At 63.3% G+C, this 14,636-nt stretch carries 11 protein-coding genes; 10 read left to right on the forward strand and 1 reads right to left on the reverse strand.

Going from position 1 to position 14,636, the window contains the following annotated elements; all coding sequences use genetic code 11:
* Positions 1–64: 64 nt before the first annotated feature.
* The 8 genes from argR (at position 65) to astE (ending at position 8,989) form a co-directional block, all read left to right on the forward strand.
* Positions 65–1,045: a transcriptional regulator ArgR gene (gene argR, locus ACIPZB_RS16935; RefSeq protein WP_400641739.1), complete on the forward strand. Its 981-nt coding sequence runs from the start codon at positions 65–67 to the stop codon at positions 1,043–1,045.
* 331 nt (positions 1,046–1,376) lie between these two features.
* On the forward strand, positions 1,377–2,597 hold the full coding sequence (locus ACIPZB_RS16940) for an aspartate aminotransferase family protein (protein WP_400641740.1): 1,221 nt from the start codon (positions 1,377–1,379) through the stop codon (positions 2,595–2,597).
* 131 nt (positions 2,598–2,728) lie between these two features.
* Positions 2,729–3,748, forward strand: coding sequence for an arginine/ornithine succinyltransferase subunit alpha (gene aruF / locus ACIPZB_RS16945; protein ID WP_008098644.1), 1,020 nt, complete (start codon positions 2,729–2,731; stop codon positions 3,746–3,748).
* A gap of 52 nt (positions 3,749–3,800) precedes the next feature.
* The gene (astA, locus tag ACIPZB_RS16950) at positions 3,801–4,829 is read left to right on the forward strand and encodes an arginine N-succinyltransferase (RefSeq protein WP_400641741.1); all 1,029 of its coding nucleotides are present in this window, start codon (positions 3,801–3,803) and stop codon (positions 4,827–4,829) included.
* A complete protein-coding gene (gene astD / locus ACIPZB_RS16955) occupies positions 4,830–6,293 on the forward strand; it encodes a succinylglutamate-semialdehyde dehydrogenase (RefSeq protein WP_400641742.1) in 1,464 nt (487 codons plus the stop codon).
* A 23-nt stretch (positions 6,294–6,316) separates the two neighbouring features.
* Positions 6,317–7,666, forward strand: a complete 1,350-nt coding sequence (astB, locus tag ACIPZB_RS16960; protein ID WP_008098650.1) for an N-succinylarginine dihydrolase — start codon at positions 6,317–6,319, stop codon at positions 7,664–7,666.
* Positions 7,667–7,680: 14 nt separating this feature from the next.
* Positions 7,681–7,971 (forward strand): topoisomerase II, encoded by a 291-nt coding sequence (locus tag ACIPZB_RS16965; RefSeq protein WP_400641743.1) that lies wholly within the window; start codon positions 7,681–7,683, stop codon positions 7,969–7,971.
* A 10-nt stretch (positions 7,972–7,981) separates the two neighbouring features.
* Entirely contained in the window at positions 7,982–8,989 is a 1,008-nt protein-coding gene (astE, locus tag ACIPZB_RS16970; protein ID WP_400641744.1) for a succinylglutamate desuccinylase, read from the forward strand.
* An 80-nt stretch (positions 8,990–9,069) separates the two neighbouring features.
* Here the strand turns inward: astE and ACIPZB_RS16975 are convergent, their stop codons facing one another.
* The gene (locus tag ACIPZB_RS16975; protein ID WP_400641745.1) at positions 9,070–10,242 is read right to left on the reverse strand and encodes a M91 family zinc metallopeptidase; all 1,173 of its coding nucleotides are present in this window, start codon (positions 10,240–10,242) and stop codon (positions 9,070–9,072) included.
* A gap of 412 nt (positions 10,243–10,654) precedes the next feature.
* On the opposite strand from ACIPZB_RS16975, the gene alaS reads away from it, so the two are divergent.
* Positions 10,655–13,279 (forward strand): alanine--tRNA ligase, encoded by a 2,625-nt coding sequence (gene alaS / locus ACIPZB_RS16980; RefSeq protein ID WP_400641746.1) that lies wholly within the window; start codon positions 10,655–10,657, stop codon positions 13,277–13,279.
* A gap of 83 nt (positions 13,280–13,362) precedes the next feature.
* Positions 13,363–14,598, forward strand: a complete 1,236-nt coding sequence (locus ACIPZB_RS16985) for an aspartate kinase (protein ID WP_008098658.1) — start codon at positions 13,363–13,365, stop codon at positions 14,596–14,598.
* Positions 14,599–14,636 lie beyond the last annotated feature (38 nt).

The following is a 14,636-nucleotide window of genomic DNA, read 5'->3' on the forward strand; positions in this document are numbered from 1 at the left end:
CAGCGAGCGCGGCTTGCCCCCGGCGCCACAGACGCGAACGACCTCAGGTTTCGGACCTTACCCTATGACCACCCAGCGAATCGGTTTTCTCATCTGGCCCAGCACCAAGCCTTTGACCCTGGCGCTGGCGGAAGAGGTATTGCAGGTGGCCCAGCGGGTGCATCCGGATGTGGCCTACGAACTGGTCTTCCTTCAGGCCGAGCCCGCTCAAGAAGGTGCCTGGCGCCTTCCAGGCGAGCCCTGGAGTGGCCGCCTGGAAGGGTGCCACAAGCTGTTTCTGCTGGCCGATGAGCTGCCACAGGCAGTGGGTTCGACGCTGTCGACGGCACTCAAGCAAGTGGCGCGCAGCGGCTGCATGATTGGCGGCTTGTCTGCCGGCGTATACCCGCTGGCCATGCTGGGTCTGCTCGATGGTTACCGCGCCGCCGTGCACTGGCGCTGGCAGGACGACTTTGCCGAGCGTTTCCCCAAGGTCATTGCCACCAGCCACCTGTTCGACTGGGACCGTGATCGCCTCACCGCCTGTGGCGGCATGGCGGTGACCGACCTGCTGCTGGCGGTGCTGGCCCGCGACCACGGCGCGGAGCTGGCGGGTGCGGTGTCCGAGGAGCTGGTGGTCGAGCGCATTCGCGAGGGCGGCGAGCGTCAGCGTATTCCCCTGCAGAATCGACTGGGTTCGAGCCACCCGAAGCTGACCCAGGCGGTGCTGTTGATGGAAGCCAACATCGAAGAGCCGCTGACCACCGACGAAATCGCCCAGCATGTGTGCGTGTCGCGGCGCCAGCTTGAGCGTATCTTCAAGCAGTATCTGAATCGCGTGCCAAGCCAGTATTACCTGGAGCTGCGCCTGAACAAGGCGCGGCAGATGCTGATGCAGACCAGCAAGTCGATCATCCAGATTGGCTTGTCCTGCGGATTCTCGTCGGGGCCGCACTTCTCCAGTGCCTATCGCAACTTCTTTGGCGCCACACCGCGCGAAGACCGCAACCAGCGGCGTAGCAGCAGCCCGTTCGAGCTGAGCTCGGCGCCTGCGGAGAAGGGCTGAAACTTCGGCTGTCCAGTCGGGCCCTATCGCCGGCAAAGCCGGCTCCCACAATGATCGCGGTGCCGCAGGTTCCTGTGGGAGCCGGCTTGCCGGCGACAGGGCCGGTACAGCCACCGTCCTTTCTTATGTGAACACCCGTTCACCCAGCCCCCCGCTGCCGTTACACTGCGCGATTGCGACAGTGTTTGTCGCATTGCCGAAAGCCTGGCTAAAACTGGGTTTTGCGCTGTAACAAGTTGTCGCTTGGCCGCAAGGACAGGCGCGGATCAGTCCTTACAATCCCCCCATCGCTCGCCATTTTCAGGCCAGCGTTCCTCTTCAGGAGACTCAGATGTCCGTTGAGCAAGCCCCGGTGCAACGTGCCGATTTCGACCAGGTCATGGTTCCCAACTATTCTCCGGCGGCCTTCATTCCTGTGCGAGGCGAGGGCTCCCGCGTGTGGGACCAGTCGGGGCGTGAGCTCATCGACTTTGCCGGCGGCATCGCGGTGAACGCCCTGGGCCATTGCCACCCGGCGCTGGTCAAGGCCCTGACCGAACAGGCCAATACCCTCTGGCACGTATCCAACGTCTTCACCAACGAGCCGGCCCTGCGTCTGGCGCACAAGCTGGTCGACGCCACCTTTGCCGAGCGTGCCTTCTTCTGCAACTCCGGCGCCGAATCCAACGAGGCCGCCTTCAAGCTGGCCCGTCGCGTGGCCCATGACCGCTTCGGCCCGGACAAGCACGAAATCATCGCCACCGTGAACAGCTTCCACGGCCGCACCCTGTTCACCGTCAGCGTCGGTGGCCAACCGAAGTACTCCGACGGTTTCGGCCCGAAGATCACCGGTATCAGCCATGTGCCGTACAACGACCTGGAAGCGCTGAAAGCGCAGATTTCCGACAAGACCTGCGCCGTGGTAATCGAGCCGATCCAGGGCGAGAGCGGCGTGGTGCCGGCCGACAAGGCCTACCTGGAAGGCGCGCGCAAACTGTGTGACGAACACAATGCGCTGCTGATCTTCGACGAAGTGCAGACCGGCGTCGGCCGTACCGGCTCGCTGTATGCCTATCAGCACTATGGCGTGACCCCGGACATCCTCACCAGCGCCAAGAGCCTGGGCGGTGGTTTCCCGATCGGTGCCATGCTCACCACCAGCGAAATCGCCAAGCACCTGGCCGTTGGTACCCACGGCACCACCTATGGTGGCAACCCGCTGGGCTGCGCCGTGGCTTGCGCCGTACTGGACGTGATCAACACCCCAGAGACCCTGGCCGGTATCAAGGCCAAGCACGAACGCTTCAAGACCCGCCTGGAGAAGATCGGCCAGCAGACTGGCCTGTTCACCCAGGTGCGCGGTGTCGGCCTGCTGATTGGTTGTGTACTGAGCGATGCCTGGAAGGGCAAGGCCAAGGACATCCTCAACGCCGCCGAGAAGGAAGGCGTGATGGTGCTGCAGGCAGGCCCGGACGTGGTGCGCTTCGCACCGAGCCTGGTGGTCGAAGACGCCGACATCGATGAAGGCCTGGACCGCTTCGAGCGTGCCGTGGGCAACCTGATCAAGGGCTGATTCGCCTGTGATCCTCGCCGGCGCCTGGTGGCGCCGGCGAACCCCGATTTCCACAGCGGGTGCGTGCTTGCAGGCGCCCGCCGTTTTTTCGCGCCGTCGTGCACGGCCAGTTTTTCCAAAGGAGTGACACCATGCTGGTGATGCGCCCCGCGCAAATGGCTGATCTGAACGAAGTGCAGCGCATGGCTGCGGACAGCCCCGTTGGTGTCACCTCGCTGCCGGACGACGCTGCCCGTCTGGGCGACAAGATCGCCGCCTCGGAAACATCGTTCGCTGCCGAAGTCAGCTTCAACGGCGAGGAGAGCTACTTCTTCGTGCTCGAGGACAGCGCCACCGGCAAGCTCGCCGGTTGCTCGGCCATCGTCGCCTCGGCCGGCTATTCCGAGCCGTTCTACAGTTTCCGTAACGAAACCTTCGTGCATGCCTCGCGCGAGCTGAAGATCCACAACAAGATCCACGTCCTGTCGCTCTGCCACGACCTCACCGGCAACAGCCTGTTGACCAGCTTCTATGTGCTGCCAGAGCTGGTCGACAGCGGCTGGGCCGAGCTCAACTCGCGCGGACGCCTGCTGTTCATGGCTTCGCACCCGGAGCGCTTTGCCGAGTCGGTGGTCACCGAGATCGTCGGCTACAGCGACGAGCAGGGCGAGTCGCCGTTCTGGGACGCCATCGGACGCAACTTCTTCGACCTCAACTACGCCCACGCCGAGCGCCTGTGCGGCCTGAAGAGTCGCACCTTCCTCGCCGAGCTGATGCCGCACTACCCGATTTACGTGCCACTGCTGCCCGATGCTGCGCAGGAGGCCATGGGCCAGGTCCATCCGCGCGCGCAGATCACCTTCGACATTCTCATGCGCGAAGGTTTCGAGACCGAGCACTACATCGACATCTTCGACGGCGGGCCGACCTTGCACGCACGGGCTTCGGGTATTCGCTCGATCGCCCAGAGCCGTGTGGTGCCGGTCAAGCTTGAAGAGGCGCCGGCCAAGGGCGGGCGTCAGTACCTGGTGTGCAATGGCCAGCTGCAGGACTACCGCGCGGTGCTGCTGGAGCTGGACTGGGTGCCGGGCAAGCCGGTCGGCCTGAGCGCCGAAGCGGCCGATGCGCTGGGTGTGGGCGAGGGCGCCAGCGTGCGCCTGGTCGCGGTCTGAGGCCTGGGAACAGAGTTTTGCGGCAGCGCTCGCTGCCGCACAAGGAGATAGCATGATCGTTCGTCCTGTACGCAGCAGCGATTTACCCGCGCTGATCGAATTGGCTCGCAGCACCGGCACCACCGGGCTGACCACCTTGCCGGCCAACGAGGAACGCCTCGGGCATCGCGTCGGCTGGGCCGAGAAGAGCTTCCGTGGCGAAGCCGAGCGTGGCGACACCGACTACCTGTTCGTGATGGAGAACGACGAAGGCCTGGTGGTCGGCATCAGCGCCATCGCCGGCGCTGTCGGCCTGCGCGAGCCTTGGTACAACTACCGGGTCGGCCTGACGGTCAGCGCTTCCCAGGAGCTGGGCATCTACCGCGAGATCCCGACCCTGTTCCTGGCCAACGACCTCACCGGCAACTCCGAGCTGTGCTCGCTGTTCCTGCGCGGCGATCACCGTTCCGGCCTCAATGGCCGCCTGCTGTCGCGGGCGCGCATGCTGTTCATTGCCGAGTTCCCGGAACTGTTCGGCAACAAGATCATCGCCGAGATGCGCGGCATGTCCGACGAACATGGGCACTCGCCGTTCTGGGAAAGCCTCGGCCGGCACTTCTTCAAGATGGAGTTCAGTCAGGCGGATTACCTCACTGGCGTTGGCAACAAGTCGTTCATCGCCGAGCTGATGCCCAAGTTCCCGTTGTACACCTGCTTCCTCTCGGAGGCGGCGCGCAGTGTCATCGGCCGTGTGCACACCGACACCGAGCCCGCGCTGGCCATGCTCAAGCAGGAAGGCTTCAGCTACCAGGGGTACGTCGACATCTTCGACGCCGGCCCTGCCATCGAATGCGAAACCTCGAAGATTCGCGCCGTGCGTGAGAGCCAGACTTTGGTGCTGGCCGTCGGCACGCCAGGCGATGACGCTACCCCTTACATCATCCATAACCGCAAGCGCGACGACTGCCGCATCACCGCTGCGCCCGCGCGCCTGGCCGCCGGCACCCTGGTGGTCGACCCGTTGACTGCCAAGCGCCTGCGCATGGGCGCAGGCGACAACGTGCGCGCCGTGCCGCTGTCGGCAAGCCGGGAGGCCCAGTAAATGACCACGCATTACATCGCCGGCACCTGGCAGGCCGGCCAGGGCGAACCCCTGCAGTCACTCAACCCGGTAACCCAAGCCGTCATCTGGCAAGGGCAGGGCGCCGCTGCCAGCCAGGTCGAGGCCGCCGTGCAGGCGGCTCGCCAGGCCTTCCCGGCCTGGGCGCAGTTGAGCCTGGAAGCGCGTATCGATGTGCTGGAAAAATTCGCCGAACAGCTCAAGCAGCACGCCGAAGCGTTGGCCCATTGCATTGGCGAGGAAACCGGCAAGCCACTGTGGGAGTCGGCTACCGAAGTCACCAGCATGGTCAACAAGGTGGCGATCTCGGTGCAGAGCTACCGCGAACGCACGGGTGAAAAAAGCGGCCCGCTGGCCGATGCCACGGCGGTGTTGCGCCACAAGCCCCATGGTGTGGTGGCCGTATTCGGCCCCTACAACTTCCCCGGCCATCTGCCCAACGGCCATATCGTGCCCGCGCTGCTGGCGGGCAACTGCGTGGTGTTCAAACCCAGCGAGCTGACCCCCAAGGTCGCCGAGCTGACCGTCAATTGCTGGATCGCCGCCGGCCTGCCGGCCGGTGTGCTGAACCTGGTTCAGGGCGCCCGCGAAACCGGCGTGGCACTGGCAGCCAACCCCGGTATCGATGGGTTGTTCTTCACCGGCTCCAGCCGCACCGGCAACCTGTTGCACCAGCAGTTCGCCGGGCGCCCGGACAAGATTCTGGCCCTGGAAATGGGCGGCAACAATCCGCTGGTGGTCGATGAGGTCAAGGATCTCGACGCTGCGGTGTACACCATCATCCAGTCGGCTTTCATCTCCGCTGGCCAGCGCTGCACTTGCGCCCGGCGGCTGCTGGTACCGGACGGTGCCTGGGGTGATGCGCTGATCGCGCGCCTGGTCGAGGTAAGCAAAAGCCTCACGGTCGGTGCGTTCGACCAGCAGCCTGCGCCATTCATGGGGGCGGTGATCTCGCTGCAGGCCGCGCAGGCCTTGGTGGCGGCCCAGACCGAACTGCTCGACAAGGGCGCAGTGGCGTTGTTGCCGCTGACCCAGCCGCAGGCGAATGCTGCGCTGCTGACCCCCGGCATCCTCGATGTCACCGGCGTGGCCGAGCGCCGCGATGAAGAGTTCTTCGGCCCGCTGTTGCAGGTGATCCGCTACGCCGACTTCGACGCCGCCATCGACGAAGCCAACAACACCCAGTACGGCCTGGCCGCTGGCCTGCTGTCCGATTCCCGTGCCCGCTACCAGTACTTCTGGCTGCGCAGCCGCGCCGGCATCGTCAACTGGAACAAGCAACTGACCGGTGCCGCCAGCAGCGCGCCGTTCGGTGGCGTGGGCGCCAGCGGCAATCATCGGGCAAGTGCCTACTACGCGGCCGATTACTGCGCTTACCCCGTGGCTTCGCTGGAGACCGCCAGCCTTGCCTTGCCGGCGTCCCTGACGCCGGGCGTCACCCTATAACAACAGGTCACGGAGCCTTGCCGATGAAATCCTATGAAGTGAATTTTGATGGCCTGGTGGGGCCTACCCACAACTACGGCGGCCTGTCCTACGGTAACGTGGCTTCGCAGAGCAACAGCCAGCAGGCCTCCAACCCGCGTGAAGCGGCGCGCCAGGGCCTGGCGAAGATGAAGGCGCTGGCCGACATGGGCTTCCAGCAGGGCGTGCTGGCACCCCAGGAGCGCCCGGACGTAGCGGCGCTGCGCCGCTTGGGCTTTGCTGGAAGCGATGCCGAAGTGATCCAGCGTGCGGCCAAGGAGGCCATGCCCCTGCTGGTCGCCAGCTGCTCGGCGTCGAGCATGTGGGTGGCCAATGCGGCCACCGTCAGCCCCAGCGCCGACACCGCCGATGGCCGCGTGCATTTCACTGCCGCCAACCTCAACTGCAAGTACCACCGCAGCATCGAGCACCCGACCACCAGCCGCGTGCTGGCGGCCATGTTCAACGACGACAAGCACTTTGCCCATCACCCGGCACTGCCCGCCGTGGCGCAGTTCGGCGACGAGGGCGCCGCCAACCACACGCGCTTCTGCCGCCGCTATGGCGAGGCGGGTGTCGAGTTCTTCGTCTATGGCCGCAGCGCCTTCGACAGCCGCTACCCCGCGCCACAGAAATACCCGGCGCGCCAGACCCTGGAAGCCTCTCAGGCCGTAGCGCGGCTGCATGGCCTGAGCGACGACGGTGTGGTCTACGCTCAACAGAACCCGGCGGTGATCGACCAGGGTGTGTTCCATAACGATGTGATTGCGGTGGGCAACGGCGAGGTGCTGTTCTACCACGAAGACGCCTTCCTCGAGACCGACGCGGTGCTTGGCCAACTACAGGCTAAACTGGCCAGCAAGGGCGGCCGTTTCCAGGCCGTCCGCGTGCCACGCGCGGCAGTGACGGTAGAGGATGCGGTGCGCTCCTACCTGTTCAACAGCCAGCTGCTCAGCCGCGACGACGGCTCCATGCTGCTGGTGGTGCCGGAAGAGTGCCGCAACAACGAGCGGGTCTGGACGTACCTGAACCAGCTGACGGCCCAGGGTGGCGCGGTACAGGAGGTCAAGGTGTTCGACCTCAAGCAGAGCATGCAGAACGGCGGTGGCCCGGCTTGCCTGCGCTTGCGCGTGGCTTTGAAGGAATCGGAACTGGCAGCGGTCAATCCAGGCGTTATCATGACCGCCCCGCTGTACGACACGCTGCTGCAGTGGGTCGACAAGCACTACCGCGACCGCCTTGGCGAAGCGGACCTTGCCGATCCGCAGTTGCTGGTGGAGTGCCGTACCGCGCTGGATGAGTTGACCCAGATCCTGAAGTTGGGTTCGGTCTATCCGTTCCAACGCCAACCTTGAAGAGAGAACCTGTAATGACCGACGCCATGCGCCTGATCCTCGAAGACACCGACGGCACCCAGCTGGAAACCTCCTGCACCCGCTTTGCCGTGGTCTGGCAAGGCAAGGAAGTGTGGATTCAGCAGGATGGCCGCGGCCAGCTGCTGATCGGCGTGGACGTCGAGGAAGACGCCGCCGAGTACGCCAACCTGCTGCTGCGCCCGATGGCCACCAACCTGGTCAGCCTGCAGCTGGAGATGGAACCGGCGGAGGTCGAGGAAGGCGACGATCACGTCCATGGCCCCGATTGCGGCCACCACCACTAAGGAAGTGCCTATGCTTGCCCTTGGCAAACTGCTTGAGCTGACCCTGACCGATCACGAGCCGGCCGAGAAGACCCAAGTGACACCCAAGGGCGTGCGTTTGCGCTGGCTGGGGGAGGGCGCACTGGAAGTGCGTCCGCCGGAAGGCGAGGATTGCGGGCTGGACCTGCTGCTCTCGGCCGGTATCCATGGTAACGAGACAGCGCCGATCGAACTGCTCGAACGGCTGCTGCACGGTGTGGCAAACGGCAAGATCAAGCCGCGTGCGCGGCTTCTGTTTCTGTTCGGCAACCCAGTGGCGATCCGCAAGGGCGAGCGCTTCATCGAACAGGACATCAACCGCCTGTTCAACGGCCGCCATGAGCTGTCCAGTGGTTTCGAGGCATTGAGGGCGGCGGAGCTCGAACAGTTCGCCCGGGTGTTCTTCAGCAAGCCTGAGCGCACTCGCCTGCATTATGACCTGCACACCGCGATTCGTGGCTCGAAGATCGAGCAGTTCGCCCTGTACCCCTATAAAGAAGGGCGCAAGCATTCTCGCCGCGAGCTGGCTCGCCTGGCCGCGGCCGGCATGGAGGCAGTGCTGCTGCAGAGCAAGTCGTCGATCACCTTCAGTGCCTTCACCTATGAGCAACTCGATGCCGAGGCGTTTACCCTGGAGCTGGGCAAGGCGCGACCGTTCGGGCAGAACGAGCAGGTCAACCTCGACAAGCTCGAAGAGCGGTTGATCCGCATCATCGAGGACACCGAGCCCGAGATCGATGAATCGCTGGATGGGCTGAAACTGTTCAGTGTCGCCCGCGAGATCATCAAGCACAGTGACAGCTTCCACCTGCACCTGCCGGCGGATATCGAGAACTTCTCCGAGCTGAGCAAGGGCTACCTGCTGGCCGAGGACTTGGCGGAAATGCGCTGGGTGGTCGAGGAGGAGGGGGCGCGGATCATTTTCCCTAACCCAAAGGTCAAAAATGGCCTCAGGGCAGGGATACTGATCGTGCCGGATGCAGGGCAGAAGCTCGCCTGAACGAGCCGTGGCGAGCCCGCTTCCGCAGGTATTGAGGCAGAGCGGGCCCAGCGCAGGACTCAGTGCGTTATCGCATCAGTTTAGTAATAGTGGCGTGGTTGCAGGCCTAGCTCGAGTCTCAAGCCATTCTCGGTGAACTGCGAAGGGTTGGTTTCGGTCGGCGGCGTCGACGGATCATTGTCGAAGTCGTAGGAGATGCCGGCCGCCAGGCCGATCGCTTGCAGATTGGCCCTGGCGACCTGAATCAGCCTGAGATCATAAGTTTCTGTCGCTATGCTGTCCGGCATGGTCGTGCCGTTGAAGGCGTTGTATGCCTCGCACAGGCAGCGGTAGAAATCCAGTAGCGGCAGATTGTCGCTGTCCGAACGCGTCAGGTTGAGCGCCAGATTGCCACCTTCGGCAGGCCAACCGGCAACCCATTGCCCCTGACTGTTTCGTTGCAGGTGGTGATCCTCGTCCGTGGGGTCTGTAACGTGAACCTCGAACTGGGTGACACCCTCCGTTTCGGTGATCTTTATCCCCGAGCGCCTGGCCAGTTCGGCCAAAAGTTGCTGGCCACAGTGCGTGTGGCGGAGAAAGATAAGGTGGTTGTCAACTGCCTGCTTGAAGGTATCGCTGCCTGCTACCTCGAATGTAGAGTTGGCGAGCGTATCGAAGGGAGGCTCAAGAGGTGCTGCAAAACGTTCGTCACCGGGCTGCGAGCGTGCATAGGTACCCGATGCGTGAGGGTTGTCGATCAGGATGTGGCCGGTGATACGGCAGTTGGCCGAGTCACTTTTGATAAATGCCAGCCCTTTGCCCACTTCGATGTGGAAGTCGCCCGTACCGGTGAATACCTCGGTGATGCCGCTGCCTGTCTTGACGCTACTGTTGCCGCTACCGATCTGGATGATGAGCGGTATATCCACGTCATCTTGCACATTGACCTGGGTGTTTCCATCTGCTGCCTTGATGATGAGGGTTGTTTCCGGTGTCGGCGCGAGGATGAAGCGTTTGCTGTCGACGATGGCCTGGAGGTGGCAATCGTAGGGCGACAGGTCGATGGTCGCGCCAGCAAAGCGACTCTCTAGCACCATGTGGAATCGACTTGGGAATTGGCCCTCCTTGAACCGGATCTGCTCCAGGTAGATATCTAGCTGGTCGTCGCGGTGCACGAGCAGTTTGTGGATTTCCTTGTCTGGCGAGAGCTTTTCCTTCCACTGTTGGAAACCACTGGTTCTTCCAGAAATGAAGTAGGTCGGATTGGGATTCATGCAAATACCTCGTCGCACACTGTGCAGGCCTGGGAAAGGTTGCAGAGCAGCCGAGGGTAGGGTGGTGCAAGGGCGGGGGCGTAGTAGCTATCTAGCACATCGTCGCGGAAGGCTGAAATTTGCATCGTTTACAGGGCCATTGCGGCTCCGGCCCCAGATGAAAACCTCTTAATTCACCGCCTGTTCCATTTTCCCTGCCCTTGGGCGGTAATTGGCTTGCCAGGGGCGAAAGGCTGCATTTAGCATCAGGTCATGTCATTTTCGATTGCAAGCGCTTCAAAAGCCGCCCAACCGACACTTTCTATCGCATAAACACACTGCACCGAGTTTGCAGGACCGATATAATGCGGCCCTTTGCCGTCGTTTCGTCGACGCGTTTGCCCCAAGGGCCGCCGTTTCCGTGGAAGAACCTATGAAAAGCGCAGAAATCCGTGAAGCCTTCCTTCGCTTCTTCGAAGAGCAGGGACATACCCGAGTCGCCTCCAGTTCGCTGATCCCGAACAACGACCCGACCCTGCTGTTCACCAACGCAGGCATGAACCAGTTCAAGGACTGCTTCCTCGGTGCAGAGAAGCGTGCGTACACGCGCGCCGTCAGCAGCCAGAAATGCGTGCGCGCCGGCGGCAAGCACAACGACCTGGAAAACGTCGGTTACACCGCGCGTCACCACACCTTCTTCGAAATGCTGGGCAACTTCAGCTTCGGCGACTATTTCAAGCGCGATGCGATCACCTTCGCCTGGAACTTCCTGACCTCCGAGCAGTGGCTGAACCTGCCCAAGGAAAAGCTCTGGGTCACCGTCTACGCCAGCGACGACGAAGCCTACGACATCTGGACCAAGGAAGTCGGCGTGCCGGCCGAGCGCATGGTGCGCATCGGTGACAACAAAGGCGCCCCGTACGCCTCAGACAACTTCTGGACCATGGGCGACACCGGCCCGTGCGGCCCGTGCACCGAGATCTTCTACGACCACGGCGCCGACATCTGGGGCGGCCCACCCGGCTCGCCGGAAGAAGACGGTGACCGCTACATCGAGATCTGGAACAACGTCTTCATGCAGTTCAACCGCACGGCCGATGGCGTGCTGCATCCGCTGCCAGCGCCGTCGGTGGACACCGGCATGGGCCTGGAGCGCATCAGTGCGGTGATGCAGCACGTGCACTCGAACTACGAGATCGACCTGTTCCAGAACCTGCTGACTGCCGCGGCCAAGGCCATCGGCTGCAGCAACGATGGCCAGGCTTCGCTGAAGGTAGTCGCCGACCATATTCGTTCCTGCGGCTTCCTGATCGCCGACGGCGTGCTGCCGTCCAACGAAGGCCGTGGCTACGTGCTGCGTCGCATCATTCGTCGCGCCTGCCGTCACGGCAACAAGCTCGGCGCCAAGGGCAGCTTCTTCTACCAGATCGTCGCGGCCCTGGTAGCCGAAATGGGCGAGGCCTTCCCTGAGCTGAAGGGCCAGCAGGCGCACATCGAGCGCGTGCTCAAGGCCGAAGAAGAGCAGTTCGCCAAGACCCTGGAGCAGGGCCTGCGCATCCTCGAGCAGGACCTGGCGCAGCTGCAAGGCGACGTGGTACCGGGCGACGTGGTGTTCAAACTGTACGACACCTACGGGTTCCCGATGGACCTGACCGCCGACATCGCCCGCGAGCGCGAGCTGACCATCGACGAAGCCGGCTTCGAGCGCGAGATGGACGCCCAGCGTGAGCGTGCCCGTTCCGCCAGCGCCTTCGGCATGGACTACAACAGCCTGGTCAAGGTCGACACCGCTACCGACTTCCTTGGCTACGACGCCACCGAAGGCCAGGGCAAGGTCATCGCCCTGTACAAGGATGGCCAGTCGGTCGATCAGCTGGGTGAAGGCGAGCAGGGCGTCGTGGTCCTCGATCGCACCCCGTTCTACGCCGAATCCGGTGGCCAGGTCGGTGACACTGGCTACCTGCAGTCCGGCGCCGTGCGTTTCGATGTGCGCGACACCACCAAGACCGGCGGTGCCTTCCTGCACCACGGCGTGGTCGCCAGCGGCGCACTGGTCATTGGCGCACCCGTTGAAGCCAAGGTCGATGCCGAAGTGCAGCACGCCACTTCGCTGAACCACTCCGCGACCCACCTGCTGCACGAGGCGCTGCGCCAGGTGCTGGGCGATCACGTGCAGCAGAAGGGCTCGTTGGTCGATAGCCAGCGCCTGCGCTTCGACTTCAGCCACTTCGAAGCGGTGACGCCTGCGCAGATCAAGGCCCTGGAAGACATCGTCAACCGCGAAGTGCGCAAGAACACCCCGGTCGAAACCGAACTGACCGATATCGAAACCGCCAAGCGCAAGGGCGCCATGGCCCTGTTCGGCGAGAAGTACGGTGACACCGTGCGCGTGCTGAGCATGGGTGGCGATTTCTCCGTCGAGCTGTGCGGCGGTATCCACGCCAAGCGCACCGGCGATATCAGCCTGTTCAAGATCATCAGCGAAGGTGGCGTGGCCTCGGGCGTGCGCCGCATCGAAGCGGTTACCGGTGCCGCCGCGCTGGCCTACCTGAACGCTGCCGAAGAGCAGGTCAAGGAAGCCGCGCAGCTGGTCAAGGGCAACCGTGACAACCTGATCGACAAGCTGTCGGCGGTGCTTGAGCGCAACCGTCAGCTGGAGAAGCAGCTGGAACAGCTGCAGGCCAAGGCCGCCAGCGCCGCCGGGGATGATCTCTCCAACGCGGCTGTTGAGGTCAAGGGTGCCAAGGTGCTCGCCGCCCGCCTGGATGGGCAGGATGGCAAGGCACTGCTGGCCCTCGTCGATCAGCTGAAGAACAAGCTCGGCCACGCAGTGATCCTGCTGGGCAGTGAGCATGAGGGCAAGGTCGTGCTGGTGGCCGGCGTGACCAAAGACCTCTCCAGCCAACTCAAGGCTGGCGACCTGATGAAACAAGCCGCGGCAAAAGTGGGTGGCAAGGGCGGTGGCCGTCCGGACATGGCCCAGGGTGGTGGCGTCGACGTCGCTGCGCTGGACCAGGCCCTGGCGCTGGCCGTGCCGTTCGCTGAGCAGGGACTTTGAGATGAGGGGGCGGCGGTCTAGTCGTCGCCCCTTCATGTTGGATGGTTTTTTTGGGGCCCTGTATGGGCTGAGGCACCATTGAAATGGCGTTGATCGTACAGAAATTTGGCGGCACCTCTGTCGGTTCCATCGAGCGGATCGAGCAGGTTGCCGACAAGGTCAAGAAACACCGTGAGGCGGGCGACGACCTGGTGGTTGTGCTGTCGGCCATGAGCGGAGAAACCAATCGCCTGATCGACCTGGCCAAGCAGATTACCGACCAGCCGGTTCCACGTGAGCTGGACGTGATCGTGTCCACCGGCGAGCAGGTCACCATTGCCTTGCTGGCCATGGCCCTGATCAAGCGTGGCGTGCCGGCGGTGTCCTACACCGGCAACCAGGTGCGCATTCTCACCGACAGCTCGCACAACAAGGCGCGCATCCTGCAGATCGACGACCAGAAAATTCGCGCCGACCTGAAGGCCGGGCGCGTGGTGGTGGTGGCGGGTTTCCAAGGTGTCGACGAGCACGGCAGCATCACCACCCTCGGTCGTGGTGGCTCCGACACCACCGGTGTGGCCCTGGCGGCCGCGCTCAAGGCTGACGAGTGCCAGATCTACACCGACGTCGATGGCGTCTACACCACCGACCCGCGTGTCGTGCCTCAGGCGCGCCGTCTGGAGAAGATCACCTTCGAAGAGATGCTGGAAATGGCCAGCCTCGGTTCCAAGGTGCTGCAGATCCGGTCGGTGGAGTTCGCCGGCAAGTACAACGTTCCGCTGCGCGTGCTGCACAGCTTCAAGGAGGGTCCGGGTACCCTCATTACCATTGATGAAGAGGAATCCATGGAACAGCCGATCATTTCCGGTATCGCCTTCAACCGTGATGAAGCCAAGCTGACCATTCGTGGCGTGCCGGACACCCCGGGCGTCGCTTTCAAGATCCTCGGCCCGATCAGCGCTTCGAACATCGAAGTGGACATGATCGTGCAGAACGTTTCGCACGATAACACCACCGACTTCACCTTCACCGTACACCGCAACGAGTACGAGAAGGCCCACGCCGTGCTGGAAAACACTGCACGTGAAATCGGTGCCCGCGAAGTGGTCGGCGACATCAAGATCGCCAAGGTGTCGATCGTCGGCGTTGGCATGCGCTCCCACGCAGGTGTTGCCAGCCGCATGTTCGAAGCCCTGGCCAAGGAGAGCATCAACATCCAGATGATCTCCACCTCCGAGATCAAGGTTTCGGTAGTGATCGAAGAGAAGTACCTGGAGCTGGCCGTTCGCGCGCTGCACACCGCGTTCGAGCTCGATGCCCCTGCCCGACAGGGTGAGTAAGGCTTTGCCAGAAGGGCGCGGCTAAGCCGCGCCCTTCG

It is taken from the genome of Pseudomonas sp. NPDC089396, from assembly GCF_044749545.1.
Classification (GTDB): domain Bacteria; phylum Pseudomonadota; class Gammaproteobacteria; order Pseudomonadales; family Pseudomonadaceae; genus Aquipseudomonas.

What these genes read in the sequence shown, in the direction of transcription:
- ACIPZB_RS16975 (WP_400641745.1), bottom strand. Translation starts at nt 10,242, where the DNA reads ATGAATCCCAATCCGACCTACTTCATTTCTGGAAGAACCAGTGGTTTC.
- astA (WP_400641741.1), top strand. Translation starts at nt 3,801, where the DNA reads ATGATCGTTCGTCCTGTACGCAGCAGCGATTTACCCGCGCTGATCGAA.
- astD (WP_400641742.1), top strand. Translation starts at nt 4,830, where the DNA reads ATGACCACGCATTACATCGCCGGCACCTGGCAGGCCGGCCAGGGCGAA.
- ACIPZB_RS16965 (WP_400641743.1), top strand. Translation starts at nt 7,681, where the DNA reads ATGACCGACGCCATGCGCCTGATCCTCGAAGACACCGACGGCACCCAG.
- astE (WP_400641744.1), top strand. Translation starts at nt 7,982, where the DNA reads ATGCTTGCCCTTGGCAAACTGCTTGAGCTGACCCTGACCGATCACGAG.
- astB (WP_008098650.1), top strand. Translation starts at nt 6,317, where the DNA reads ATGAAATCCTATGAAGTGAATTTTGATGGCCTGGTGGGGCCTACCCAC.
- argR (WP_400641739.1), top strand. Translation starts at nt 65, where the DNA reads ATGACCACCCAGCGAATCGGTTTTCTCATCTGGCCCAGCACCAAGCCT.
- ACIPZB_RS16985 (WP_008098658.1), top strand. Translation starts at nt 13,363, where the DNA reads ATGGCGTTGATCGTACAGAAATTTGGCGGCACCTCTGTCGGTTCCATC.
- aruF (WP_008098644.1), top strand. Translation starts at nt 2,729, where the DNA reads ATGCTGGTGATGCGCCCCGCGCAAATGGCTGATCTGAACGAAGTGCAG.
- alaS (WP_400641746.1), top strand. Translation starts at nt 10,655, where the DNA reads ATGAAAAGCGCAGAAATCCGTGAAGCCTTCCTTCGCTTCTTCGAAGAG.
- ACIPZB_RS16940 (WP_400641740.1), top strand. Translation starts at nt 1,377, where the DNA reads ATGTCCGTTGAGCAAGCCCCGGTGCAACGTGCCGATTTCGACCAGGTC.